The organism is Micromonospora sp. WMMD1102 (assembly GCF_029626265.1).
In the GTDB taxonomy this organism is placed as follows: domain Bacteria; phylum Actinomycetota; class Actinomycetes; order Mycobacteriales; family Micromonosporaceae; genus Plantactinospora.
Genome location: NZ_JARUBN010000001.1, coordinates 2176823 through 2201958, shown reverse-complemented (window position 1 = coordinate 2201958; position 25136 = coordinate 2176823). Strand labels below are relative to the sequence as shown.

At 72.4% G+C, this 25136-nt stretch carries 22 protein-coding genes; 12 read left to right on the top strand and 10 right to left on the bottom strand.

From position 1 onward, the window contains the following. Positions 1–29 precede the first annotated feature (29 nt). Entirely contained in the window at positions 30–3614 is a 3585-nt protein-coding gene (locus tag O7626_RS09930; protein ID WP_278060867.1) for a lanthionine synthetase LanC family protein, read from the bottom strand. A 625-nt stretch (positions 3615–4239) separates the two neighbouring features. Between O7626_RS09930 and O7626_RS09925 the strand changes: the two genes are divergently transcribed. The 3 genes from O7626_RS09925 to O7626_RS09915 all read left to right on the top strand — a co-directional run bounded on the left by O7626_RS09925 (position 4240) and on the right by O7626_RS09915 (position 7769). Then, positions 4240–4737, top strand: coding sequence for a hypothetical protein (locus O7626_RS09925; RefSeq protein WP_278060866.1), 498 nt, complete (start codon positions 4240–4242; stop codon positions 4735–4737). A gap of 27 nt (positions 4738–4764) precedes the next feature. Next, positions 4765–7017 carry a histidine kinase gene (locus tag O7626_RS09920; protein WP_278060865.1) on the top strand — a complete coding sequence of 751 codons (2253 nt, stop codon included), beginning with the start codon at positions 4765–4767 and terminating at the stop codon, positions 7015–7017. Between the two features lie 80 nt (positions 7018–7097). Then, positions 7098–7769, top strand: a complete 672-nt coding sequence (locus O7626_RS09915) for a response regulator transcription factor (RefSeq protein ID WP_278060864.1) — start codon at positions 7098–7100, stop codon at positions 7767–7769. Between the two features lie 31 nt (positions 7770–7800). Here the strand turns inward: O7626_RS09915 and O7626_RS09910 are convergent, their stop codons facing one another. From O7626_RS09910 to O7626_RS09885, 6 genes are all read right to left on the bottom strand, one after another. Next, entirely contained in the window at positions 7801–8697 is an 897-nt protein-coding gene (locus tag O7626_RS09910; RefSeq protein WP_278060863.1) for an endonuclease/exonuclease/phosphatase family protein, read from the bottom strand. Positions 8698–8833: 136 nt separating this feature from the next. After that, complete coding sequence (locus O7626_RS09905) at positions 8834–10435, bottom strand: phosphatase PAP2 family protein (protein ID WP_278060862.1); 1602 nt, start codon at positions 10433–10435, stop codon at positions 8834–8836. A gap of 61 nt (positions 10436–10496) precedes the next feature. Continuing rightward, on the bottom strand, positions 10497–11744 hold the full coding sequence (locus O7626_RS09900) for a YihY/virulence factor BrkB family protein (RefSeq protein ID WP_347404770.1): 1248 nt from the start codon (positions 11742–11744) through the stop codon (positions 10497–10499). Next, positions 11741–12679 (bottom strand): diacylglycerol kinase family protein, encoded by a 939-nt coding sequence (locus O7626_RS09895; protein ID WP_278066111.1) that lies wholly within the window; start codon positions 12677–12679, stop codon positions 11741–11743. Before O7626_RS09895 ends, O7626_RS09900 begins: the two co-directional genes overlap by 4 nt. Positions 12680–12880: 201 nt before the next feature. After that, positions 12881–13465, bottom strand: coding sequence for a Clp protease N-terminal domain-containing protein (locus O7626_RS09890; protein WP_347404769.1), 585 nt, complete (start codon positions 13463–13465; stop codon positions 12881–12883). Next, positions 13462–13698 carry a helix-turn-helix domain-containing protein gene (locus O7626_RS09885; protein WP_130463859.1) on the bottom strand — a complete coding sequence of 79 codons (237 nt, stop codon included), beginning with the start codon at positions 13696–13698 and terminating at the stop codon, positions 13462–13464. Before O7626_RS09885 ends, O7626_RS09890 begins: the two co-directional genes overlap by 4 nt. A 544-nt stretch (positions 13699–14242) precedes the next feature. Here O7626_RS09885 and O7626_RS09880 point away from each other — a divergent pair. From O7626_RS09880 to O7626_RS09855, 6 genes are all read left to right on the top strand, one after another. Then, positions 14243–14863 carry a hypothetical protein gene (locus O7626_RS09880; protein ID WP_278060861.1) on the top strand — a complete coding sequence of 207 codons (621 nt, stop codon included), beginning with the start codon at positions 14243–14245 and terminating at the stop codon, positions 14861–14863. Positions 14864–15362: 499 nt separating this feature from the next. Continuing rightward, positions 15363–16070, top strand: coding sequence for a TnsA-like heteromeric transposase endonuclease subunit (locus O7626_RS09875; protein ID WP_278060860.1), 708 nt, complete (start codon positions 15363–15365; stop codon positions 16068–16070). Continuing rightward, positions 16067–17791, top strand: coding sequence for a Mu transposase C-terminal domain-containing protein (locus tag O7626_RS09870; RefSeq protein WP_278060859.1), 1725 nt, complete (start codon positions 16067–16069; stop codon positions 17789–17791). The genes O7626_RS09875 and O7626_RS09870 overlap by 4 nt, the downstream gene beginning before the upstream one ends. A 12-nt stretch (positions 17792–17803) precedes the next feature. Further along, positions 17804–18127, top strand: a complete 324-nt coding sequence (locus O7626_RS09865) for a hypothetical protein (RefSeq protein WP_278060858.1) — start codon at positions 17804–17806, stop codon at positions 18125–18127. After that, positions 18124–19212, top strand: coding sequence for an ATP-binding protein (locus O7626_RS09860; RefSeq protein ID WP_278060857.1), 1089 nt, complete (start codon positions 18124–18126; stop codon positions 19210–19212). Before O7626_RS09865 ends, O7626_RS09860 begins: the two co-directional genes overlap by 4 nt. Before the next feature lie 2 nt (positions 19213–19214). Then, positions 19215–20279: a TniQ family protein gene (locus O7626_RS09855; protein ID WP_278060856.1), complete on the top strand. Its 1065-nt coding sequence runs from the start codon at positions 19215–19217 to the stop codon at positions 20277–20279. Between the two features lie 4 nt (positions 20280–20283). Here the strand turns inward: O7626_RS09855 and O7626_RS09850 are convergent, their stop codons facing one another. Together O7626_RS09850 and O7626_RS09845 are read right to left on the bottom strand one after the other, a co-directional pair. Continuing rightward, positions 20284–21132: a MerR family transcriptional regulator gene (locus O7626_RS09850; protein ID WP_278060855.1), complete on the bottom strand. Its 849-nt coding sequence runs from the start codon at positions 21130–21132 to the stop codon at positions 20284–20286. A 12-nt stretch (positions 21133–21144) separates the two neighbouring features. Next, positions 21145–22056, bottom strand: coding sequence for an alpha/beta fold hydrolase (locus O7626_RS09845; protein ID WP_278060854.1), 912 nt, complete (start codon positions 22054–22056; stop codon positions 21145–21147). Positions 22057–22256: 200 nt separating this feature from the next. Between O7626_RS09845 and O7626_RS09840 the strand changes: the two genes are divergently transcribed. Continuing rightward, entirely contained in the window at positions 22257–22463 is a 207-nt protein-coding gene (locus O7626_RS09840) for a DUF3072 domain-containing protein (RefSeq protein WP_278060853.1), read from the top strand. A 78-nt stretch (positions 22464–22541) separates the two neighbouring features. Further along, positions 22542–23264, top strand: a complete 723-nt coding sequence (locus O7626_RS09835) for a class I SAM-dependent methyltransferase (protein ID WP_278060852.1) — start codon at positions 22542–22544, stop codon at positions 23262–23264. A gap of 44 nt (positions 23265–23308) precedes the next feature. Here O7626_RS09835 and O7626_RS09830 read toward each other — a convergent pair whose 3' ends face one another. Further along, positions 23309–23926 carry a bifunctional 4-hydroxy-2-oxoglutarate aldolase/2-dehydro-3-deoxy-phosphogluconate aldolase gene (locus O7626_RS09830; RefSeq protein WP_278060851.1) on the bottom strand — a complete coding sequence of 206 codons (618 nt, stop codon included), beginning with the start codon at positions 23924–23926 and terminating at the stop codon, positions 23309–23311. A 139-nt stretch (positions 23927–24065) separates the two neighbouring features. On the opposite strand from O7626_RS09830, the gene O7626_RS09825 reads away from it, so the two are divergent. Further along, the gene (locus O7626_RS09825; protein ID WP_278060850.1) at positions 24066–25088 is read left to right on the top strand and encodes a protein phosphatase 2C domain-containing protein; all 1023 of its coding nucleotides are present in this window, start codon (positions 24066–24068) and stop codon (positions 25086–25088) included. Positions 25089–25136: the final 48 nt, after the last annotated feature.

The window sequence follows — 25136 nt, the reverse complement described above, 5'->3', positions numbered from 1 at the left end:
CCCGCGTCCGCGTCCGGGGCGTCGGCGTGTCAGCACCGACAGGTGGTACCACCGGCGCAGGGTACGGTCGATCCGCCGGCTCCGGTCCGCCAGGCGCCGATCCCGACAGCTCCGGCCGGGGCGCCCATCGGCTGTGCCGTCCCCGGATAACCCGACTCCGTCGCCGGATCGGGGTGGAGCAGCCGTGCACCGCCGAGGCGGAGCCGGAGCAGGAAGGCCAGCCGGCCGGCCGGATCGGCGCCACCCGCGGCCGTCCACCACGGCCCGTCCGACCAACCGGTGTGCCCGGGGTGCCGGACCTCTGCCGCCCACCACCGCGCGGCCAGCGCCTCGGCCCAGGCGGCGTACCGGACGTCGCCGGTAGCTCGGGCCAGGTCGAGCAGGAACTCTCCGTCAGCGGGCGCCGCCGATCCGGTGCCGGGCCGAAGTCCGGCCGGCCCGACCGGACGACCCCCGACACCGGCACCGCCGCTCCCGCCCCCGAGGGGTGCCACGCCGCCGTTCCGGTGCCGGGTCCAGCCGCTCGTGACGACCGCATGCGCGGCCGCCACCGCCGCTGCCCGGTATCGGGAGTCGCCGGTGTGGACGTACGCGCGGCACAGGAAGGCGCCGATTCCGGCCGGGTCGCCGGACCAGGACCGCTGTCCGGGGCCGGCGTCGGACGACGGGTTCGGCCGGCACAGGGTGCCGTCGACGGTCCGGGCCGCGTCCAGCAGCGTCTCCGCGCAGCGGACCGCCGCGGCCGCCAGGTCCCGCCGCCCGAGCAGCTGCCCGGCGGCCAGCAGGAAGGCGCCGATTCCGGCGGTACCCCCCGCCAGGTCGTACGTCCGCAGTCCGGCGCGTACCGAGTCGAAGGACGGCGGCACCGTCCAGACCATCGCGCCGCCCGGGTCGACGGTGTCGAGCAGTTGTCGGGCCACCGCCGTGATCCGTTCCCGCAGGACGGGAAGATAGGTGTGCCGCCACAGGTGCAGCAGGCCGCTGCCCAGCCCGGCGAGCCCGTACCCGAGCCCCGGGTCCGGCCAGCGCACCGGCTGCCGGAGTGCCAGCTCCACGGCCCGGTCCACCAGGTGCGGCCGGCCGAGCAGCCGGCCGGCGTCGCAGAGCGCCCAGACAGTCGCGGCGGAGCCGGCCGCGAGTCCGGGCAGGCGCTGCCACCCGCGGTCGGACGGATACAGCAGCCGGTCCAGCAGCCGGTCGAGTACCGGTGCCGCCCGGACCGGTCGTTCGGGGTCGCCGGCCGTCGTCCCGGCGACGACCAGCCGGGTCAACGCCGCCACCGACCGGGCGACGTCGGCGGGCCCCGGCTCCGAGGCGGTCTGTCGACCGGGCCCGGGTCCGGCCCAGACCTGGCCCGCGCGTCGCGGCCGGCCGGACGGGTGGACACCGGTAGGCCGGACGCGGACGTCCGCCCGGGTACCGGAAGCGTCAGTCGAGTCCGAAGTGGACCCGTGCTCCCGCCTCGGGTCCAGTCGCCGGACTGCTTCCTCGACCAGGTCCGACCAGGCCGGTTCCGACAGCGTCGCAATCGACTCCGGCGGCATCGCCAGGGGTCCTGGCAGCGTCTCCACCGCCTCCAACGACGCCACAGTCAGCCCTGTGCACCCGTCCGGGACGGTGTTCGGCTCATCGTCCGGGACGGTGTTCGGACCGGGATGCGGGACGGCGGTCCGCTCGGCGGTGGTCGCCGGTCGACCCGTGGCCGGGCTGCCGGCGGCCACGGCGCAGAGCGCAACCACCTCGTCCAGCCCGATCCGGTCAGCGGGCTCGACACGCATCAGGCCGCTGACGATCCGGCGCAACAGCGCCGGAACCGGTGGTCCGCCGAAGGAGGGCTCCATCAGCGCCGACACCAGCTCCTCAGGCGAGCGTGCCGGCAGGTCGCCGGGCCCGGCAGATGCGCCGGCGAACGCCGTGCCGGCGTCCACCGGCCAGACCCGACCGGCCAGCCACAGCGCCAGCACGCCGAGGCTGAACAGGTCTGCCGCCGGGTCCGGCGTGGCACCCTGCCACTGCTCCGGGGCCACGAACCCGGCCTCGCCGAAGTGCCGCAGGTCGAGGTACGACCAGTCGTCCCGCCCGCCGGTACGCAACGCGGCCAGCTCCAGATCGACCAGCCGGAGTTCCCCGTCCGGCAACAGCAGTACGTTCTCCGGCGCCAGCTCCCGCAGCACGACGCCGACCGCGTGCACGGACCCGACCAGCCGGGCCAGCCGGTCGAGCAGGTGGTACCAGCCGACCCGGCCCGATCCGGCGGCCAGCGGGACCGGACCGCCCGTCGACGGGTCCGGCGGGTCGGCCGACAACGGCCGCCCGGCGAGCAGTTCCTCGACGAGGAACCGGTGGTCGCCCTGCACGAACTCGCGAAGCGGCCGCGGCGTCACGCCGAGCGGGAGCAGGTGCCGCAGAACCCGCGCCTCGTGCCCGAGCAGATCCCGGACATCCCGGTCGGAGGCGTCCGCCCCGACGTACGGCCGGGCCTCCTTGATCAGGACGTCGACCCCGGTACGCAGGTCCCGGGCACGGTAGACACCGCCCTTGTTCGCCTGCCGGATCGCGCCGGTAACCGCGTACCTGCCGCCGATCAGTACCTCGGCCGGTCCGGCCGGGCCGACAGGCTCCCACGTGCCCGTCGACCCGACCGCCCCCGTTGACCCGGCCGCCCCCGCAGGCCCGACCGGGCCCCCCGACCCGGCAGGTCCCCCCGACCGCGCGACTCCCCCGAGCCGCACGTCCACCCCCGACCGCGCGACTCCCCCGAGCCGCACGCGTTCCCCCGGCCGTGCCGGGCCCCCCGACCCGGCCGGACCCTCCTGTTCGGTCGAGCCCCCCGACCGAACAGGCACCCCGGGCCCGGCCGGGCCCCCCGGTCCGCCCCCCGCGGACCCGGCCGTCCCCGCCGCACCGGTCTCCGGTTCGGCGGCGGACGTCCCCAAGACCTGCATCGACGCGACCGACCAGTTCGACGCCGTCCCGCCGGTCGGCCAGGCCGGCGCCCCCGGTGCCGGGGTGGCCGCCCGCTCCGGCACCGGGCCGAACGGCAACTCGACCCAGGCGGGTGGCCGGAAGACCGGCTCGCAGCGGTCCTCGACCAGGTTGCCGTCCGGGTCGACCAGACAGCGCCGGTACCGGCCGTCGTTGTCCCGCACGCCGAACTCACCGAAGGCGCCGTACCGGTAGTACACCACTCCGCCGGACCGGTATGCCCGGTCGGAGAGGATCGCCGGCCCCACCTGTCCGGCCGTCACCTCGTCGAGCCGCCTCGCCAGTTCCCGGAAGAGTTCGTCGCTCGCCGGACAGGCGGTGAGGAACTTCCCGGCCCCGGCCCGTGGCGCCCGGGGGCCGTTGAGTTCGGCCAGCCCGGCGGCGGTCGCGACGAACGCGAACGCGGTACCGGACTCGACCAGCACCGGTACGCACGCGGCGAGCACCTCCGGCGCGTTCGACGGCGTCGCCGAGACGTGCAGCTTCCAACCCTGCAACCGGGCGACCGCCAGTGCCGGAGCCACAACGGTCCGACCGGCCCGGTGCTGGACCGTCCAGCCGGTCAGGCTGATCAGGTCGAGCAGCTCGGCCACCAGGTCGGCCGGCTCCCGCAACCCGACCGACACCACCTGGCCGGACCTTGCCGGGTGCCCGGACGACGAGGGATGGCCGGACCACGAGGGGCGGCCGGCTGACGACGTCTGGCCGGGCCAGGACTGGTGACCGGGCCGCGGCACGTGACCAGACGACGGCCCGCGACCGGCCGGCGACCGGGTCCGTCCGCGCAGCGGCATGGCGAGGCCGGGATCCCGGCTCGCGGCGGCCGACGACTCGGACGTCATAGGTCTCCCCAGGTAGCGGTTGACGAAGCGCCGGCCGTGGTGAGTGGCGACTGGCACCGCCGACGAGACTGCCGGTCCGGCGCATCGTCCGGGCATCGACCCGATATCGAGTACCTCCGACCGGGGCCCCCGGCCACTTCCGGCCGGAGAACACCGCCACTCCGGCCGGCGAGCACCCGCGTTCCGGTCGGGTAGCCGTCGGAGATCGGGTCGGTTACCGGACCGTACGGAGACAGACCAGATTTTCCCGAGTGGACTGGGACACCGGTCCCGGGCCAGCGGGACGTCCGAGGGGCCATGATGCTGAGCCGACGGACCGATCCGCCCCGTTGGACAGCGGGCCTAGGCTGCGGAGGGAAACCGTCGCTCACCAGCGCGAAGACCGTCGAGATTGGATTACGAGGGGAGTGTCATGACCGCTAAGCCGATTCGCCCGGTCCGCCGTACGGAGATCGAACCGATCGTCATCGCCAGCGACAACAGCTTCGCGCACGCCTACGGCAGCGTCGCCGAGTTACTGAGCGAGAAGGACATCGGCGCCAAGGCCCAGGGCGGCCTGGAGTTCTTCGACAAGGCGGGCCGCCGACTGGCGCCGGTGTTCAACCACGAGTGGGCGTTGGAAGGGCTGGTTCCGACGCTCGAGGACCCCGACCCGGAGCTGATCCAGGGCCGGCTCCAGGCCGTCGTCCAGCACGTCGGGGACTACATCCGCAGGCATCCGGAGACTGTCGCGGATTCCGGGCTGACCGTGGACGAGGCGATCGCCGCCCTGCCGCAGATCGGCGGCGGCACGCTGGTCGAGGACGCCGCGCAGTTCCCGGGTGGCGACTCGCCGTCGGGGGGCATGCGGCTGATGGACCGGGGCGGCTGGTTCCACAACTCGCTGCACGCCGCCGGCTGGACACACTGACAACTTGATCGGACAGGGGTAGCAGGGGTGACGTCCACGGAGGACACCAGGCGATGGCCCACGGGCAGGATCGTCGCGCTGGTCGGGGCAGCCATCGTCGTCGCGCTCGTGGTCGCCGGACACTACGTCAGCGCCCGTGGAATCTGGATCGAACAGACCGGCGAGCTCGCGGTGATCGCGATCGCGTTCACCATGATGGGCGCACTGGTCCTGGTCGGGATACCCGGACATCCCGTGGGTCGGCTCATGCTCGCCGCCGGGGGGGCGGCGAGCGTGGCCGTACTCGCGGTGAGCTGGGGACGCTGGCTGCCACTGGCCTGGTTGAGCCAGTGGGCCTGGTGGGTCCCGTACGGGCTGATCTTCCTCACCCTGCTGCTCTTCCCGGACGGGCGACTGCTCTCGCGGCGGTGGCGTCCGGTGGCCGCGGTGGTCATAGTCGGGACGGTCGTCGCCGCCCTCGCCTACGCCGTCGCGGCCTTCGACGACCCCTACAGTCTGGTCAGCGACCCGGAACCGGCACCGACCCAGCGGGCTCGTACGCTCGTCCTGGTCGCGCTCCTCGCCATCGGGGTGACCCTGCTCGGGCTGGTCGCGGGCCTGGTCTCCCTGGTGCTGCGCTGGCGGCGGGCCGACGGTGAGACCCGGGCCCAGCTCGCCTGTCTGCTGGCGTCGGCGATCCTGCTGCTGCTCGGGCTCGTGCTGGAGGCCATCAACCTGCCCGGAGCCTGGGTGATCATGGTGGTGGCGCTACCGATAGGCATGGCCGTCGCGGTGCTGCGCTACCGGCTGTACGGACTGGACCAGGTCGTCAACCGGAGCATCGTCTGGCTGGTGATGAGCCTGCTGGTGATCGCCGCCTTCGTCGGACTGATCACGCTGCTGCGGGACCTGCTGATGGCGGGCAGCACCTCGAACGCCTCGCTGGTGGCGACCGGTTTGATCGCGGTCGCCTTCGAACCGGCCCGCGGCCGGGTGCAGCGGGGAGTCAACCGGCTGCTCTACGGCGACCGGGACGACCCCTACCAGGTGATGGCGCGACTCGGCGACCTGCTCGGCCGTACCGTCGAGCCGGGCGCGGTGCTGCCGCTGCTGACCGACACGATCGCGCGGTCGCTGCGGGTGCCGCACGTCGCGGTCGAGGTCGAGGGGCGGGAGGGGCCCCGGATCCTCGCTGCGTACGGCAGCGCGAACACGCCGGTCGAGGCGTTCGACATGGTCACCCGGGGGGAACGGGTCGGGCGGCTGCTGGTGGCGAACCGGAGCGCGGCGAGCCGGTTCACCCCGGTCGAACGGCGCCTGCTGGGTGACCTGGCGTTGCAGGCGGCGGTGGCCGCCGACGGCGTCCGGCTCATCCACGACCTCCAGGAGTCCCGGGAACGGCTGATCACCGCCCGCGAGGAGGAACGTCGTCGCCTGCGTCGCGACCTGCACGACGGTCTCGGCCCGACATTGGCCGGGATGGCCATGCAGGTCCGGGCGGCGCACAAGCTTGTCGCCGGGCAGCCGCGTACCGGCCGGATCCTCGACGCGCTCAGCGTGGACCTGCAGACCTGCACCGCCGAGGTACGCCAGCTCGTCGACCAACTCCGGCCGCCCGCGCTGGACCGGGGGCTGGCCGCCGCGCTGCGCAACGAGTGCACCCGGTTCGACAGCCCGACCCTCTCGGTCCGGTTGCACGTCGACGGCAATCTCCAGGGGCTGCCGGCCGCGATCGAGGTGGCGGCGTACCGGATCGTCGCGGAGGCGCTGAACAACGTGACCCGGCACTCCCAGGCGACCACCTGCCGGGTGAACGTGCACCGGGACCGGGCGCTGACCGTGGAGATCGTGGACGACGGGGTGGGACTCGGGCCGCGTCGGCCCGGCGGGGTCGGCCTCGACTCGATGCGGGAGCGGGCCACCGAACTCGGCGGCGAATTCGACATCACGCCGACGAGTCCACACGGTACCTCGATCCGGGTGCGTCTGCCCTTCCAGCCGACCGTCCCGGACCAGGCGACGGACACGCCGTCCCGGGACGGTCACCTCACTCTCGACCGGGCGGCCACCGACACCTCCGCCGCTGATGGCGCCGACGGTGGCCGTACGGGCAGCGACACCGGGACGGATCCGGGCTCAGGCGGCCCGGACGGGTGCTGGGGAGTGGCCCATCGAGCGCTCGACGCCGACCCGGAGTCGGAGTTGCCGCAGCCGCGCGGTGTGGCGGCCCAGCCCGCCGCCACCGCCCCACCGGCCGGCGGCAGCCAGACTCCGGACAGCGACGCGGGGCGGATCGGCTAGCCCGCTACGCTGAACCCGCGATGCGCAGCTTGGCTCCGCGGTGCCGTTTCGCCGGCCGCCGGCTGCGCACAGGACGCGGCGTGTGGGCAGAGGCGGCGACGAGCATGGTGCACGGTGGACGGATCCTCATCGTCGACGACCACCCGGTGGTGCGCCGAGGGCTGCGCACCATGCTCGAAGGCGAGTCGTGGGTGAGCGAGGTCTTCGAGGCGGCGACCACCGCCGAGGCGATCAGCACCGCCGTCGGCGAGCGGATCGAGGTGATCGCGATGGACGTGACGCTGCCGGACGGTGACGGTGTCGACGCGACCGCGCGGATCATCCAGTCCCGTCCGGACACCAAGGTCCTGATGCTGACCATGGCCAACGACGAGGAGATCGTGGCCCGGGCGCTGCGGGCCGGCGCCCGGGGCTACGTGCTCAAGGACACCGATCCGGACGCCGTCATCGACGCGCTGCGCACGGTCGCCCAGGGCGGGGTGGTGCTGGGTCCGGGCATCGGGCCGTCGGTGCTCACCGCGATGCACCGGGGGCCGGCCGAGCTGCCCGCCCCGTTCAACCAGCTCACCGCCAGGGAGCGGGACATCCTCGGCCGGCTCGCCTTCGGGGACACCAACGCCAAGATCGCGCGGCATTTCGGGCTCAGCGAGAAGACGGTACGCAACCAGCTCTCCGCCATCTTCGCGAAGCTCGGTGTCGCCGACCGGGTCCAGGCGGCGCTGCTCGCCCGCGACGTCGGACTCGGCACCTGAACCGTCCCGCCGTCCCGCCCGGTCAGCACAGTCACAGGTCGAGGTCGAGGTCGAGGACCAGCGGGTAGTGGTCGGAGGCGGACTCGGCCGCTCCGCCGGTCACCACCCGGGGCGGCTGGGCCACCCGGGCGAGCGGCGGCGTGCCGAGCAGGTAGTCCAGTCGCATCCCGGTGAATTCGGCCCCGCCACCGGCGCTGGTCGGCACGGTGTCCGGCGGCTCCGTGCCGGGGTCCGTCGCGGCGAAGAGGTCCACGAAACCCGCCCGGTAGAGCGCGGCGACCGCTCGGGTGTCCACGGTCACCCCGTCCGGCATCAGGTGCCGTCCCCGGTACTCGGGTGGCAGCCGGCCGATCCGCTCGTCGTGCCGGCCGTCCGGATCGAGCGTGTTCAGGTCGCCCATCAGCAGGACCAGCCGCTCCGGCAGCGGCCCGCGGTCCGGCCGGCCGCCGTCCCGCGTCTCCGGCCGGCCGCGGTTCCGCGTCCGCGGTCGGTCGCGGTTCCGCCTTCCCAGTCGGCCGCGCCGGATCCCGCCGGCCGCGCCGACCAGCCAGCCGGCCTCGCGCAGCCGGCGCCGCCCGGAGTACGGGTGCAGGTGTGTGCCGAGCACGGTCAGCGGCCCCCGTTCGGTGGCCAGCACGATCCGCTGTGCCCCGTGGTGGAACGGGCGGCGCACCGGCACCACCCGGAGCGGCTCGACCGGCCGGCGGACGAGTACGGCCACCGGCTGCCCGAACCAGCCGCCGGTCAGGTACGCCCGCATCCCCAGCCGCCGGGCGACCGCGTCGAGCCGCCGGCGGTCCCGGCGCAGCCCGCGAAGCTCCTGCAACGCCAGCACGTCCGGCCGCTGTTCGGCGACCACCTGGAGTATCCGGTCCAGCCGGCTCCGGTCGCCGCCGTCCAGCCCACCATTCTTGATGTTGTACGTCATCGCCCGCACCCGGCACCCCACCCCGTCCGGTCCCGTCCATCCCACCGGCCGGCGGGCGTGTGCCCGGTCTCGGCCCACCCGCCGGCAGGCATACGTACGCCTGGTCTCGGCCCACCCGCCGGCGGCGTGCGCCTGGTCAGTCCGGCCGGGCCGCCCGGGCCAGTTCGTCGTCGAGACTCGACAGCCCTGCCGGCGTGCTCGGCACCTTCTGCTGCTCCGCCGTCCGCGCACCGCCGTCCGCGCTGTCCGACCCCGCCGGTTCCGCCTCGCCACCGTCCCGGCGCCGCTCGTCCCGCCCGGCAGCGCCCCGTTCCGCCCGGCCGCCACCGGAGAGGTCCTCGTTGGGGCGTACCACGAGCCAGAGTAGGCCGATCCAGAGCGTGGTGAGCAGCATCGCACCGGCGAAGTCGCTCGGGTGGTGCATTCCCCGGTACATCCGGGAGGTGGCCACCAGCAGCGGCATGACGACCGCGGCCAGTACGGTCAGCCAGCGCCACCAGCGGTCGGTGCGCGGCATCACCAGCAGGGCGATCGCCACCCACAGGCACATCGTCGCCGCGATGTGCCCGGACGGGAAGGATGCGGTCGGCAGCTGGCCGTCCAGGTGCTCGACCGGCGGGCGGGGCCGGTCCACCGCGCGGGCGGTGGCGAGGAAGAGGGTCAGTTCGCCGAACATCGTCAGCGCGAGGAAGAGCACCGGCCGCCAGCGCCGCCACCAGGCCAGCACCAGCGGGCAGAAGACCAGCGAGACGAGCAGGATGGCGTGCGTGTCGCCGGCCTTGCTGGCCAGGTAGCTGAACTGGTTGAGGGTCTCGGTGCGGTGCTCGGCGAACCAGGCCGGCACCTCCCGGTCGAGGGTCTCGACGAAGGTCCCGCCGAGGTGATAGCTGACCAGCATGCCGAAGCCGTACAACGCGCCGAAGACGAGTACCCAGCCGGTGAGTACCTCGGCGACGGCCGCCCGGGGATGTGCCAGCACGTGGTCCTCGGCCGGGGCCGGGGTGATCTCCCGACCCGCCTCCGGCTCCAGCCCCTCGCCGAGCGGTCGGACCGGGCGGCCCCGCTCGCGCCGCCACAGCCGGAAGGCGTACGCGGTGACGCCGAGCCAGGCGAGGCCGAGCAGCCAGCCGGCGAGTACGTCGGTCAGGTAGTGCACGCCGAGCGCGATCCGGGTCACCCCGACCGCCACCACCAGGGCGATCACGAATCCGATCGCCAGCTTGCGCCACCGGGGCCGCATCGCCGGCAGGAAGACCAGCAGCAGGGCGCCGTAGGCGACGATCGACCCGAGGGCGTGCCCACTGGGGAAGCTGTTGCCCGGCGCCGAGGCCACCGGGATGTCGACCACCGGCCGGAGCCGGCCCACCAGTTCCTTCATCGACGGGTCGAGCACCAGGGCGCCGAGACCGGTGACGATCAGATAGACGGCCAGCCGGCCCTGCCGGCGGATCAGCAGGCCCAGCACCGCGATGGTGACCAGCCAGATCATGATCGGTCGGCCGCCCAGCGAGGAGATCGCCTCCAGTACGGTGACCAGGCCGCCGTTGGCCGAGACCAGCTCGTTGAACCAGGCCGCCGTCTCGTGGTCGGCCCGGTGCAGCGGGCTCCAGTGCACCCGGACCAGCAGTAGGAGGATTCCGAACCCGGCTCCGGTACCGGCGACCAGCGCCCATCCGGCCAGGCTCCGTTCGGCAAAATGCCCGAGAGGTCGCCGCAACACTTCGCTCACGGTGGCCACGCCAGGCTCCCTTCTCGATCCTGGCCTGCCCGGTACCCGGCACGCGGCCGGCGTACACCCGTCAGCGCTCGCGCGGCTCCGCGCCCGAGGCGCGGACGTCGGCGACCGGCCCGGCGGCGACGGCCCGCTCCTCGTCGGCGACCGGGATGTCGGCAGCGGACGGGGTGTCGGCGGTGGCCGGGGTGTCGGGAGCGGCCGGGGTGTCGGGAGCGGCCGGGTCGCGGACGGCCCGCTCGGCAGTGGTCGGCCCCGCACCGGCCCGGTTCTCGCCGCTGCGCGGGCCGGGTACGCCCGGACCGAGGGTCATCGCCGGGTCGATGTCCATGATGTTCAGCTGCCGGGGGTCGGTCCGGTCGGGCTCCCAGTGGTCCGGTTCGGCCGGCTCGTGCTCGCCGATGCGCAGCGCCTCCAACTGGGCGGCGAAGGCCAGCCCGCCGAAGAGCGCGATCCCGGTCAGGTTGGCCCAGAGCAGCAGCGCCATCATCCCGGTCAGCGCACCGTAGGTGGCGCCGAAGGCGTCGCTGTAGGACACGTACCCGGCAAGCAGCACACTGGCCAGCCACCACAGCACGATGCTGAACCCGGCGCCGAAGAGCAGCCAGGACAGTCCCGGCTGCCGGCGCCGGGGCGCGTGCCGGAACAGCACCGCCACCGCGAAGACGGTCAGCCCGAGGCTCAACGGCCAGCGCAGGATGTCCCAGGCGAGGCCGACCGACGGCCCCCACCAGTCGTAGTGCCGCTCCATCGAGCGGCCCAGTTCGCCGCCGCCGACCAGGATGAAGAAACCGGCCAGCGCGGGCGCCCCGGCGGTGAGCGCCAGGACGGCGGCCCGGAAGTACTTCCACAGCGCCGGCCGGTCCCGTTCCACCCCGTAGATCCGGTTCGCCCCGCGCTCCACCTGGGCCATCGTGGTGGTCAGCGCGAACAGGCCGGTGAGCAGGCCCAGGGCCAGGGCCAGCTCACCGGCGTCCTCGGTCTGCTCCGTGTCGACGAGCAGCTCCTTGACCATCTGGTCGCTGGCGCCCGGCGTCAACGCGATCACCGTGTCGGCGACGACCAGGCCGCCCTCGTTCGCGCCCAGGTCGCTGATCAGACCGGCCAGCGCGATCATGAACGGCACCACGGCGAGACAGAGTTGCAGGGCCAGGGCGCGGGCGTGGCTGAACGCGTCGCCGTACCGGAACCGGATGAAGGCGTCCCGGACCAGGTGCCAGCCACCGTGCCGGCGCAGGGTGTGCCAGGCGTCGTCGGCGGAGAGCTCGTCGTCCGGCATGCACCGGGTCTCGGGTACCAGCCGGGTGCTGCTCACCGCGCCTCCTCCACCCGCCGCTCACCCCGCTCGGCGACCGCGTCGGCGTCCTTGGACAGGTCCGGCTCGCTCTCCGGCTTCGGCACGCAGAGCCAGAGCGCGTCGGGGCGTACCGACACCTTCAGGGAGCGGCCGGCGGGGATGACGTCCCCGTCGAGTTCGCGCGGCTGGGCGCGGTTGCTGGTGATGCTGACCCGGCGGCCCCGCAGCACCTCCATCCCGGGCACCCGGTGGCGTCGCCGCAGCACCGCCCAACCGAGCGAGAGCCAGTGGTTCAGGGTCCGGGGGGTCAGCACCGCCACGTCCAGGAAGCCGTCGTCCGGCTCGGCGTCGGCGAGCAGGCGTACCCCGCCCTGCAACCGCCCGACGTTGGCGACCAGGACCGTCCGGGCCCGGCGCCGCCGGGGCGGCTGGTCGTCGATCCTGATCGACACCCGCATCGGCCGGTCCCGCAGGTGCCGCAGCGCCCCCATCACGTACGCCGGCCAGCCGACCCGGGCCTTGGTGGTCTCGGAGGTGGCTTCGAGCATCTTGGCGTCGAAGCCCATCCCGGCCATCACGGTGAAGTACTGGTCGCCGCAGGAGCCGACGTCGATCCGCCGCCGGCCCTGTTCGATCGCCACCTCCAGGCCGGCGGCCAGGTCGTTCGAGATCCCGAGGTTGGCGGCGAGCAGGTTGCCGGTGCCCGACGGCAGGATCGCCATCGCCACGTCGGTGTCGACCAGGGCACCGACGCAGGACATCACGGTGCCGTCGCCGCCGCAGACGAAGACCACCTCGGCGCCGGCCTCGATCGCCTGCCGGGCCTGCCCCTGGCCGGGGTCGTCGACCGTGGTGGCGTACCAGTCCGGTTCCGGCCAGCCGGCGGCGGTTAGTGTCTCGGTGACGGTCCGGCGCAGCCCGTCGAGATCGTCCTGCTTGACCGGGTTGACCACCACCGCCGACCGGGGGCCGGCCGGACCGCCGGACCGGGGACCCGCCGTCCGGGAACCGGCCGGCGCGTCGTCCGTGCTCTGCTCGTCCGCCTTCACGGCCGCCAGTGTGCAGCAGCTTGCCGCGCGGAGCGACCCGGACGGGCGTGACGTTTTCCGCACGCCGGGCAGGTTTCGACGGTCGGTCCGGCCGGCCGGCGCCGGTCAGGCGGCCTTGCGGAAGGTGTCCAGGGTGCTGCGGCGAAGCTCGGCGGGGTCGAGGCCGGCCTCGGCGAGCAGCAGGGCGGCCAGGCCGTTCCCCTCCCGGAGCAGCCCGAGCAGGATGTGCTCGGCACCGATCTCCCGGTGCCGGAGCTGGATCGCCTCGCGCAGGGCCAGCTCCAGCACCTTCCTGGCCCGGGGCGAGAACCGGCCGGAGAACTCCCAGCCGCCGAAGAGCCTGCGTCGGGCCGAAGGGGACGGGGGTGCCTCCAGGGCGCCCTCGCCGAACGACTCCTCCAGCCTGGCCCGGACCGCCGCCAGGTCGATGCCGATCGCGCGCAGCGCCTCGGCGTCGCGCTCGCCGAACTCCTCGGTGTCCCGGTCGATCCTCCGGTCGATCGCCTCGGTCACCCGGGTGGTGTCCAGGCCGGCCCGGTGCAGCAGTCCGGCGACGGAACTGCGCTGCTCGTCGAGGAGGGCGAGCAGCAGGTGCTCGGTGCCGACGTTGCGGTGCTCCAGCCGCTCCCGCGCCAGCACGGCCCCCCGGACCACGTCCCGGGCCTGCACCGTGAACCGCTCGAACATCATGCCCCTCCCTGGGTACGCGCCGACGCCCGGCCGGCGTGCTTCTTGTGTACTCCCTGCCTGCTGACTTCCAGCGCGTCGGCGATCTCCTGCCAGGACCAGCCCTGCCGCCGGGCGTTGTCGACCTGGACGACCTCCAGGCGCTCCAACAGCCGGCGCAGGGCCACCACCGCACGCAGCCCGACCCGTGGGTCGGTGCTGCCGGCCGCCGCCGCCAGATCCGTTGCCTGACTCATGTCGTCAACATAGGTTGACAGAGCCCAACTGTCAACCCGAGTTGACATCATTCGTCGCGAGCACCGAGGAATCTGTGGGTTCTCAGCGAAGTTGATCCGTTCTCACTGGATCTGATCCGTACCTGATCCGTTCTTCGGAACTTGATCCGAACCCGGCTGCGTGCCGCGGTCCGGGTCGTCGCTTGTCGGGGTACAGGCTGAAGTACCGAGATCGGTACGCCATCTCCAGAACTGATGGGTAGGTCAGGTCCGGGTTGAGCCGCCACGGACGTAACACTGAGTAATGAAGGACACGCAGGCTGGGTGCGCGCTCACCGCGGCAGATCAGTGCACGCCATCATGGTGAACGCCGCGTCTGTTCGAGCTGCCTGGTCACCGATAACGCGACTCGCTTCGGCTGACCGACGCCGTTCCGCCCGGGCCGCCGCGTTGTCAGCACCGCGGACACGTTCGGGCCGACGACGCCGTCATCAAAAGCACATGGAGGTGACAGCGGCCTCCGTCTGTCCGATACCCTGCTCCAGACCTGAGGAGGGGCGAAGCAATGTCCGATCTGGGGCACCTCGTCGCGACGACGTCCAAACGATGTCCGGCCAGCGTCACTATCTCCAGCCACCTGCTCCAGCTGGTCGCGGCGCTTCAGGTGATCAGCGTTGGCATGGTGTTGCCGGCGACGGGTGCGGTCTTGCGCTATTACAAAGAAGTGTTTCCGAACCCATACTCCTATGATTCGGTCGAGCAGCTCAGAATCTTCTACAGCGAAACCTTCCTCTACACCATGATCTCCACGAGCGTGGCGGCTATGATCGCCACTGTCGGCCTGGCCATTGTCGCCGCCTTCATCAGACGGGGGAAGCCTGCAGCGCGCGTCGTGACCTTGGTGCTCGGCGGGCTGTATTCCTGTTGCTACGCTGGACTCTCCTTCGTGTTCGGCGCCGGAAACGCGATACGCATGGGAGCTCCTGACGACTGGGACTGGCCTGACGAGCGGAATGCCGAACTGCGGCAGATGCTCGAAGACCGGTTCCCGAGCTGGTACGACCCGACCAGCACGGCATTACTCGTGCTTACTCTGATCGCACTCCTGGTGGCGTTGATCCTGCTCACATTGCCTGCCTCCAACGCCTTCTTCCATGCGGGGCCGCAGACCATCAGCCGACGGTGAATCGCGCCTTGGCCAGGACCGACGACCTGATGGAGCGGTATGACGTGTCGTTATGCGACGACGCAGGTGAGAGGCCGAGAAAGGCTTCCTGGATGTCATCGCGCTGTTCTCTGCGGGTGCGTAGCCGCTGCATCCCGTGATACCAGGCGATCGCGCGGACTCCGGCTGGCCTCCCGGACAACGGCTTGAGCTACCACCTACGTTGGCTCTTTCAGTCACTGTTGACATCAATCCGAGCTTCCTCGATGCTCTTCTATCGGCAGATGAGCGTATGCCGATGTGGCTAAGGATCTTTGCCGACTCGGTCGATCGTTACTTTCAGTTATTTGACGATCATCTACTTTCTGGAACGAGCCAATACCACGACCCTGGGATCTCGTACCTACCTCGGGAGGTCAGCCCGTACCCCGACATCGCTAGCCTTTGGGCGGCTCTGGATCAGGGGAGGCGGGCGGGTTTGGGCGGTCTGGTGGCGCTACGGGGTTCGGCGCCTGCCTCGTTGTCCGGGTTTGTGGTCGGGTACGTCGGCCCGGACGGGCGGGAGCTGCGGGAGGACCTGGGCGTGGTGGCCGGGGTGGCGTTCGAGTTGGTGCCGCCGGTCCGGTCGTTCCCGGCGTACCGGGGGCAGCGCAACAACACGGGCCTGTGGTGGTCGGCCACGATCGGCGGGCATGTGGGCTTCGAGTCGTGGTTGGAGCGGGATCACCTGACGCTCCTGGACTTTGACCCCTCGGTGGTGGCGATGGCGTCGCAGCCGTTCTGGCTGTCGTGGGACCAGGCGGGCCGGCGTCGCTCGCACGCGCCGGACTTCTTCGTACGGCTGGTCGACGGCACCGGTGTGGTGATCGATGTCCGCCCGGCCGGGCGGGTACGCCCGCGTGACGCGGCGGCGTTCGAGACGACCGGCCGGGCCTGTGCCGAGGTTGGTTGGGAGTATCGGCTGTTGCACGAGCCGGATCCGGTGGTGATGGCGAACGTGCGGTGGCTGGCCGGGTATCGGCATCCGCGCTGCCTGCGCCCGGCGGTCGCCGCTGCCGCCCCGGCGATGTTCGCGGAGCCGACGCCGTTGATGGACGGCGCGACACGGTTGGGTGACCCGCTGGCCAGTCTGCCGGCGGTGTTCCACCTGCTGTGGTGCGGCCGGCTGAGCACCGATCTGACGGTGCCGCTGTCGGAGCTGTCGATCGTTTCGGCGGCGGGCCGGTGAGCGGCGCCGGCCGGGCGGTGCTGGGGGTCGGCGACCGGTTGCAGTTTGACGGTCGGCCGTGGACGGTCGGCGGCTTGCAGGGGGTGCGGGTACGCCTGGTCGATGACGCCGGTGATGCCCAGGTGCTGCTGTTGGCACATGTGCTGGCGTCGCCGGGCTTCGATCTGTTGGAGGCCGGTCCGCCGCCGGCCCGGCTGGATCCGGTCGGGCTGATCGACGCGCTGCCGGCGACAGTGCTGGAGCGGGCCCGGCAGTGGGAGCGGCACGTCGTGGAGGTGCAGACCGGGTTGCCGCCGGACGCGCCGGCAGGTGTCCGGCCGCGCGAGCCCTACGACCCGGCCCGGCACACGTTGGCGGAGCGGAAGGCGGCCAAGGCAGCCGAGTTGACCGCGGCGGGACGGCCGACCAGCGCGGTCACGGTCAAGCGGATGCGGCTGCGCTACCGGTCCGAAGGGCTGTGGGGCCTGATCGACCACCGGGCCACCCGCCCGGCGTCCTCGCAGGGTCGGGTCGACGACCGGGTGGTCGCGGCGATCGAGGCTGTGATGGCGGCCGCGACCGGGGAATCGACCGGCACCCGGTCGCGGCTACGCCACCGGGTGGAGCAGTTGCTGGCCGTCGAACACGGACCTGGCGGGGTGCCGATGCCGTCGACGGCGACGTTCTACCGCCTGGCCGCCGCGATGGACGCCGGCCGACACACCTTCGGTGAGGCGACCACCCGCCGCAGCCTGGCGAATCGGCCAGCGCGGCCGTTCACCCGCGCCGTCGCGGTCCGCCCAGGCGAGTTGGTGCAGATCGACACGTCCCCGCTGGACGTGATGGCGCTGCTGGACGACGGGGTGACCGGCCGGGTGGAGCTGACCGTCGTGCTGGACGTCGCGACTCGCTCGATCTGCGCGGCGGTGCTGCGTCCGCAGGGCACCAAGGCCGTCGACGCGGCGCTGCTGCTGGCCAAGATGTTGGTCCCGGAGCCGATGCGGCCCGGCTGGACGGACGCGCTGGCGATGGCCCGCTCGCGCATCCCCCACCGGCGGCTGCTGGACCTGGACGCGCGGCTGGAGCACGCCGCCGCCCGGCCCGTCATCGTCCCGGAGACCATCGTCACCGACCGAGGCGCGGTGTTCGTCTCCGAGACGTTCGTGCGGGCCTGCGCCCGGCTCGGGATCTCCGTCGAACCGGCCCGGCCGGGCACCCCGACCGACAAGGGCCACGTCGAGCGCACGTTCGGCTCGATCCGCACCCTGTTCTGCCAGCACGTTGCCGGCTACGTCGGGCCGAACGTCACCCGCCGGGGCACGGCGGCGGCCATCGAGGCGGTGTGGTCACTTCCCCAGCTTCAGGAGTTGCTCGACGAGTGGATCGTTGCTGGCTGGCAGCCCCGCCCGCACGAGGGACTACGTGACCCGGATGCCGGTGGCCGGGTGCTGTCGCCCAACGAGATGTTCGCCGCCGCGATCGCGGCGGCCGGGTACGTCACCCTGCCGCTGACCGGCACCGACTACCTGGAGCTGCTGCCGGTCGAGTGGCGCACCATCGGCGATTACGGCATCCAGATCGACTACCGACACTACGACAGTCCTGACCTGGGCCGTTACCGGCACGGGTCGTCCGGTGTGGTCGGCAAGGGCAAGCAGTGGGAGGTCCACTACGACCCCTACGACCTGTCGCACGTCTTCGTCCGGGACCACCAGGGCGGCGGCTGGATCACGGCCACCTGAACCCACCTGCCGATGGTCGGGCAGCCGTTCGCCGACTTCACCTGGCGGGCCGCCCGGCAGATCGTCGCCGGCCGCGGTGGCGACGACACCGACGAGACCGCCGTTGCCCGCGCCCTGGACGACCTCCTCACCCGGGCCGGCGCCGGCCCCGGCGGCGACGCCCGCCATCAGCGGGTGGGCGCCCGGACCCGCGCCGCGGCCCGGTTGATCCCGTCCATCCCGCCGGCCGACCCGGAAGAACCCGCCGACGTCGAAGAGGAGGACCGGGACGTGCCGCTGGCGAAGGTGATCCCGTTCGGGGTGTTCGAGCCTGGCGACGAACGGCGCTACCGGTGACCCGCAGCCCGACGGAAGACCTGGTCGACCCGCCGGCCCACGAACCGCCCACCACGAAGGAAGGCTGGACGGCGTTCATCGAGCAGCAGCCCTCCCGGATGGAGGTTCTGGCGCCTGCCCGGCTGTCCGCACTCACCCCCGCCGAGCGAGACGCCTACGACGATGCCCGCATCGCCCACCACGCCCGGCTCATCATCGTGGCCACCCCGACCGTCGACCAGATCGTCAACGCCGGCCGGCGGCTCGTGCTGCTCAACCGCGGCACCGACACCGCACGGCGGGGCCTGGTCGTCACCGGCGACTCCGGCACCGGCAAGAGCACCGCGATCAAGCAGCTCGGCAAGCACCACGAACTGCTGGCCCGGCGTCGACGCACCGCGCCCGGCCCGTTCCTGCCGGTCGTCTACGTCACCGTCCCGCCAGCGGCCACTCCGAAGGTCCTCGCCGCCGAGTTCGCCCGATTCCTCGGCCTGCCCCTACCCCGCAACCTCAACCAGGTCAACATCACCAACGCCGTCTGCGACGTGCTCTCCCAGCTCGGCACCGACCTCGTGCTCGTTGACGAGATACACAACCTCAACCTGGCCACCAGGGTCGGCGCGGAAGCCTCCGACCAGCTCAAATACCTGGCCGAGCGGCTCCCGGCCACGTTCGTCTACGCCGGCATCGACGTCGAACACGCCGGCCTGTTCTCTGGCGTCCGTGGCCGGCAGATCGCCGGCCGTTTCGCCTCGATCGCCACCACGGCGTTCGCCTACGGCACCCGCACCCAGCGCGAGCAGTGGGCCGCCCTGGTCAGCGCCCTCGAACACGCGCTACGCCTGCACCAGCACCGCACCGGTTCGCTGCTACGTCTCGCCGGCTACCTGCACGAACGAACCAGCGGCATGATCGGCAGCTTGTCCCACCTGATCCGCGACGCCGCGATCGAGGCCATCTTCGACGGCGCCGAACGCATCACCAAAACCGCCCTGGACCGGGTCGTCCTCGACCACGCCGCCGAACCTCCCCGGCGGGGCGCCGCCGCATCACCGGCCCGGCCACGCCGGATGCCCGCACACACGGCCAGCAGCGGAGCCGCCTGACCATGCCCGACCCGCGCGACCCCTACTGGCAACGCCGCCTGCGCCCGTTGCCGATCCGAGTCCGGCCGATGCCGCGCGAACTCATGATCTCCTACCTGCGACGGCTCGCCAACGCCAACCGCGTCGACCGCCCTCTGCTGATCCGTCACATCGCCACCGATCACGCCGGCCACATCGGCCCGTTCCACACGCACGACCTCGCGCTCAACCGGCCGGCGCTCGCGCGGCTGGCCATCCTCAGCGGCTACCCCGAAACCGTCCTGCTGGCAGCCATCTCCACCCGCACCCTCAAAAGACCAGGGCCGGAGCCGCTGCGCGACTGGATACCACTGGGCGGCACCGATCCCACCCTGCTACGCCCCTGCTCCCACTGCACGGCCCGCCGCGGAATCCGCGTCCCGTCCATCATCCAGCTCGAACCGGGCCAGCCACCCGTCTGCATCCGGCACCGCCGGACGTTGGTGCCCTACCACTACCGATCCGACCGCGGCAACGAACAGCCCCTCGGGGCAACACCCGAGATCGTCACCGCCGCGCACCGCTACAAGATCCTTCGCCGCCGCCACCAAGACACCATCGGCGAGGCGTTCGCCGCAGCCGCCGGCATCACTCGCTTCTGGGGACGAGGCCGGGCCGGATTCTACAGGGACAAACCAGAGCAGATCAGTGCCCGCTGGAACACCCGAGCCGAACACCTCCCGGACGTTCCCGACACCGTCATCCGATACCCGGAAACTGTCGCGCTCACCAGCCTGTTCACCTCGACCCCCGCGCTGATGCTCACCCCAACCGAGGACCGCGACGCCCCCTCCGCCATGCAGTTCCTTCTCGCCGCCGCGCGCTGCCTCGAACACCCGGCGCCCGAACAATTGCTCCGCCCCGCCCACCCACTGTCCCGCTGGGCCGGCACAACGGACATGCCCGCCTGGTTCTGGCGCAACATCAACGAACCGGACCGAACGATCTACCAAACCCTGGCCCAAGGCTCAACCCGACTCCACCATCAGACCGAAAAGAGATCAGATTCGGTGAGAAGACGACGCCCCGAGGCTTCTCACCGAATCTGACCCGCTACTGGTCGGTTGGCCGCCCCGGATCACCTTTGCTGAGAACCCACAGGGATCGAGTGGTGCGGCGATCGTCGAGTGGTGCGGCGTCCACTCGTTTGAGTTCGGTCCAGCCGGTCCAGCCTCGCTGCCCGAGCAACTCGATCAGCCGACGGGCCGGCGGCACGGTGTCGAACGCCAGCGCGTCCATCAGCTTGACCAGCGGTGGCTCGATGTCCGTGTCGTCGACGTAGTCCTCGCCCAGTTCGTCGGCCATCCGGGTGAGGTAGGCAGCCAGCTCGTCAGCCAACTCGACCAGCCGCGGGTCGTCCTCGGTGCGGTCGAGTGCCCGACCGAGGGTGAGATAGAAGTCGACGAGCCGCGGGTCGGCGAGCTGCTCACGCTTGCGCGCCATCCACTCCGGGACCCGCTCCGGTGAACGCGCGGCCAGCGGGATCCAACCGTCGCGCTCGACCTGAACGATCCGCTCGTCGACCCCGAGCGCCCGCAACCGGTCGAGATAGTCGACCACGATCGGGGGAAGTACCAGGTTCTCCCCGGAGGTGAGCCGGGCGATCCGCTCCCGGCGCCGCTGCCGTTGCCGGATCTCCGCCCGTAACCGCTTGTCGATCTCGGCGACAGCCGCCCCGAACTCCTGCTCGTCGGCCTGTAGCAGCTCCCGTACCCGGGTGAGCGGAACCCCCGCCTCGGCGAGGGTCCGGATCTTGATCAGCTCGACCATGGCGGTGGCGTCGTACCTGCGATAGCCGGAGTGGTCCCGCTCCGGCTCCGGCAGCAGGCCCCTGGCGTGATAGTGCCGAACCGCGCGCACCGTCACGCCGGCATACGACGCCAGTTCACCAATGGTCAACATCACGTCAGTCTGCTACGCGGCGGGCAAGGAGCCGGCCCGGCCGGCTGCACCTCGGGTCCCGCGGATGATCTGGGCGATCTCCGGGGCGTGGGTGAAAGGCAGCCGGTGGTCGGCCTCGAGCCAGAACGTGGCGACGTGCGGCCGCTCGCGGACGAGCCGCTCGACGCCGGCACGCCAGTTCCGGTTGAGACGCGGCGCCGGCTCCTCGCCGCCGTCGCCGGCCATCGAGGTCGACATGATCATGCTGACCGGCCGGTCGATCTTCCGGTACCGGTCCAGGATTCCGGACCGGACCATGTCGATCTCAACATTGAGGTCGAAGATCTCCTGGGCGGTGAGCAGCACCCGACGGGCGGCGTCCCGCCCGGACCCCTGCTGCGCGACCAGCTCCTCCCACATCGCGAGAAAGGCCGCCGCGTCCGCCTCGGTGACGAACGGTTCGGGCACCGGATTCGCCCCGTCGACGAGAACAAGCTCGGCGACGGTGCCAGGATGCTCGGCGGCGTAGTGCACGGCCAGGTCCGCACCCAGTGAATAGCCCACGAGCACGGGCGTCGAGGGCAGGTCGAGGCGGTCCAGCTCCGCCATCACGGCAACAAGATCACCGAGGAAAGCCTCGAAGGAGTACCGGTCGGCGGCGGAGGTGTGGCCGTGGCCGCGCAGGTCGAAGGTGAGCACGTCGTGGTCGTGCCGCAGCAACTCGGTCAGCTCGCGCAGGTCTGCCTGGGTCGAGTTCAACCCGGGACACAGCACCAGCGGTCGTCCCCGACCGCCCCAAGACACCGGGATCGTGACGCCGGCGTGCTGGATCGTGAACTGCCGCACCGCCCGGTCGCCTCGCTCGGCCCGCTCCCTGCCGTCGCCGTGCCCGCCGCGCGGCCTGCGCGATCCGGCCAGCTCCGCGGCACTTGTTCCGTTGGTCATGCCACCATGCTCGAAGGTTGACCCTGGGGCAGGGTCAAACCGTCTTTCTACCGGCGGTTGTTCGACGGCGACGTCCACGCCGACTATCCCGGCTTGTGAGCCGGAACCGATCGGAGTCGACCGGCGCCGCCGTCGGGCTGGACAGTCGGGGTTCGGCGCACCACCTCGCGGGGTATAGGACACGCGTTCGAGAAGAGGAGATGAGCACCGTGGCCGAACGCAACCCGGAGAAGGACCCCGAGCAGTGGGTGACCGGCGACGAGCCGCCGACCGGACCGCAGGAGTCGTACCTGGGCACCCTCGCCCGGGAGGCTGGTCGGGACGTACCGGACGACCTGACCAAGGCGGAGGCATCGCAGCTCATCGACGAGCTGCGGGAGCAGACCGGTCGCGGCGGCCAGGGCTGAGTCGCACCCCGGTGGTTCCGGAGCAGGTGGCCGCCCCGCCGTCCGGCGGGGCGGCCGTCCGGCAGGTACCCTCGGCCGGTGTTCTCACCCCAAGGCCCCTCCCTGGGTGAACTCTGCGTCCAGGCGCTCTCCTCGGTGGAGCGCGGCTACGACCTGCTGGCTCCCAAGTTCGACCACACTCCCTTCCGCACCTCGGAGGGGGTCCTCGGGGCGACCACCCGGGCGCTCGCCGAACTCGGACCGTTCGACGACGGGCTGGACGTCTGCTGCGGCACCGGCGCGGGCATGCGGGTGCTCGGGCCGCTGTGCCGAGGACGGACCACCGGCGTCGACTTCAGCGCCGGCATGCTGGCGCAGGCGCGGGGCGCACACCCGGACGCCACCTGGGTACGCGCCGACGCCCGCGCCCTGCCCTTCGTCGACGCCTTCGACCTCGCGGTCAGCTTCGGGGCGTTCGGGCACTTCCTGCCCGCCGAACGGCCGGCACTGTTCGAGGGGGTGTACCGGGCTCTGCGGCCCGGGGGGCTCTTCGCCTTCGCGATCGGCGCGCCGCCGCCCGCTACCTCGGCCTGGCACTGGGCCGCGCTCGGGTTCGACCTGGTGATGCGGGTCCGCAATGCCGTGTGGCGGCCACCCTTCGTCATGTACTACCGCATCACCCCGCTGCCCGCCCTCCGGGCCGACCTGACGGCCGCCGGCTTCGCCGCGACGACCGAACCGCTGACCGACCTGGGCAGCCGTCGGGACGGCAGCCCACGCTGCTGGCTCGTCCTGGCCCGCAAGCCGGCCGTCACGTCCTGAACGCCCGCACGCTCTGCTGTCCGGCGATGCGGGTCGGGGTCGGTTCAGGAGACGGCGGCGCGGAAGGCGGTGGCCCGCAGCCGCAGCGCGGCCAGGTCACCGCCCTGGGGCGCGGTGCCGAGCAGCGCCTCGGAGGCGCCGACCGCCAGCGCACCCGCCGCCAGGTATTCCGGAGCGGACTCGACGTCCACCCCGCCGAACGGCACGAACGGGACGTCCGGGAACGGCTTCCGGAGCGCCCGCAGATAGGCCGGGCCGCCGAGCGAGGCGGGAAAGAGCTTCACCGCCGCCGCACCGGCCAGGCTGGCCGCGACGACCTCGGTCGGGTTCAGCGCGCCGACCAGGACCGGCAGCCCGAGCCGGACCGCCTCGGCGACCGCCGGGACCAGTCCGGGCGTCACCACGAAGGAGGCACCCGCCTGTTCCGCCTGCACCACGTCCGCCTCGGTGAGCACCGTACCGGCACCGAGCGGCGCGTCCGGACCCAACGCCGCCCGGGCCCGGACCAGTACCCCGGCCTCGTCGCGGGAGGTCAGCGACACCTCGACCAGCGCGACTCCGGCCTCCGCCAGCGCCAGTACGCTGGCCAGCGCCGGATCCGGCTCGTCGCCCCGCACCACGGCGAGCAGCCGGTGCCGGCGCAGCACGTCGGGCAGGTTCACCGTCCCATCGTCGCAGTCGGAGTTTGGCCCGCGCGGCACAACGGGACCGGGACGAGCCGGCACCTGCGATCCGGCGACGGATTCGCGGGGATTCGCATATCGCACCGGGCCGGTCGGCGATCCTGCTAACCTCCCCGCCATGCACCGTAGCCCTGTGACGGGTCCCGACCGGATGCCCGCCGAGGGCGACGTGAGCCGCAGCTACCAGGTCGGCGCGCACCGGCTCAGTGTCGCCGGAGGCAGCCGGGTGGGCCAGCGCTACTCGGCGAACTTCGACGTACTGCACGTCGATCCGGTGCTGCCGTTCCTGGCGGTGGCCGACGGGATGGGCGATGGCCGGGGCAGCACGGCCGCCGGTGGCACCACCATGGAGACGATGGTCGCCGGGGTACGCGCGGCAGCGCCACAGATCGGCCCCGACCAGCTGCGGGCCGCGATGGCGCAGGCACAGTCCCGGGTCCGGGCGGCCGGTGCCGAACTCGGCGAACTGACCGGCTGCACCTTCACCGGCCTGGTCGTCGTGCCGCCGGCCGACGGCCCCGACGACACCGGACGGGTCCCGGCATCCGGCGACGGGCCGACCGAAGCGGGTTACCCGGGCGGATCGGGCGCCACCGACCAGGTGCTCCGGGTACGGCGTACCGCACCGGTCGCCCGGACGGCACCGGGCACCGCGGCGGCCGGGTCGGCACCGGGTACGGCACCGGCCGGGTCGGCACCGGGTACGGCGGCGGCCGGGTCGGGCAGCACGACCGAACTCGCCGGCTGGATCGTGCAGATCGGCGACTCCCGGGCGTACCGGCTGCGGGACGGGCTGCTCGAACTGCTCACCGTGGACCACACGGCGGCCTGGCTCGGTGCCGTCTACGGCTGGTATCCGGCGGACTCGCCCGCGGCGGCGGCCGCCCGCTACCAGCTCACCCGCTACGTGGGCCATCCGGCGATGCCCGAACCGGATCTGCTGAACGTCTCGTTGCGCCCCGGCGACGTCTACTGCCTCTGCACCGACGGGGTCGCCGAACAGCTCGACTACCAGCGGCTCTCCGGGCGGCTCGGCGCGGCCGGCAACCTCGGCGAGACGGTCCGGGGCGTACTCGCCGACACCCTGGTCGCGGGCGGTCGGGACAACGCCACGATCGCCGTACTGCGGGTCGAGCCCTGACCGACCCTCCCCGGTACGGCCGTGCTGGCCGAATCCGGCGACGGCCGC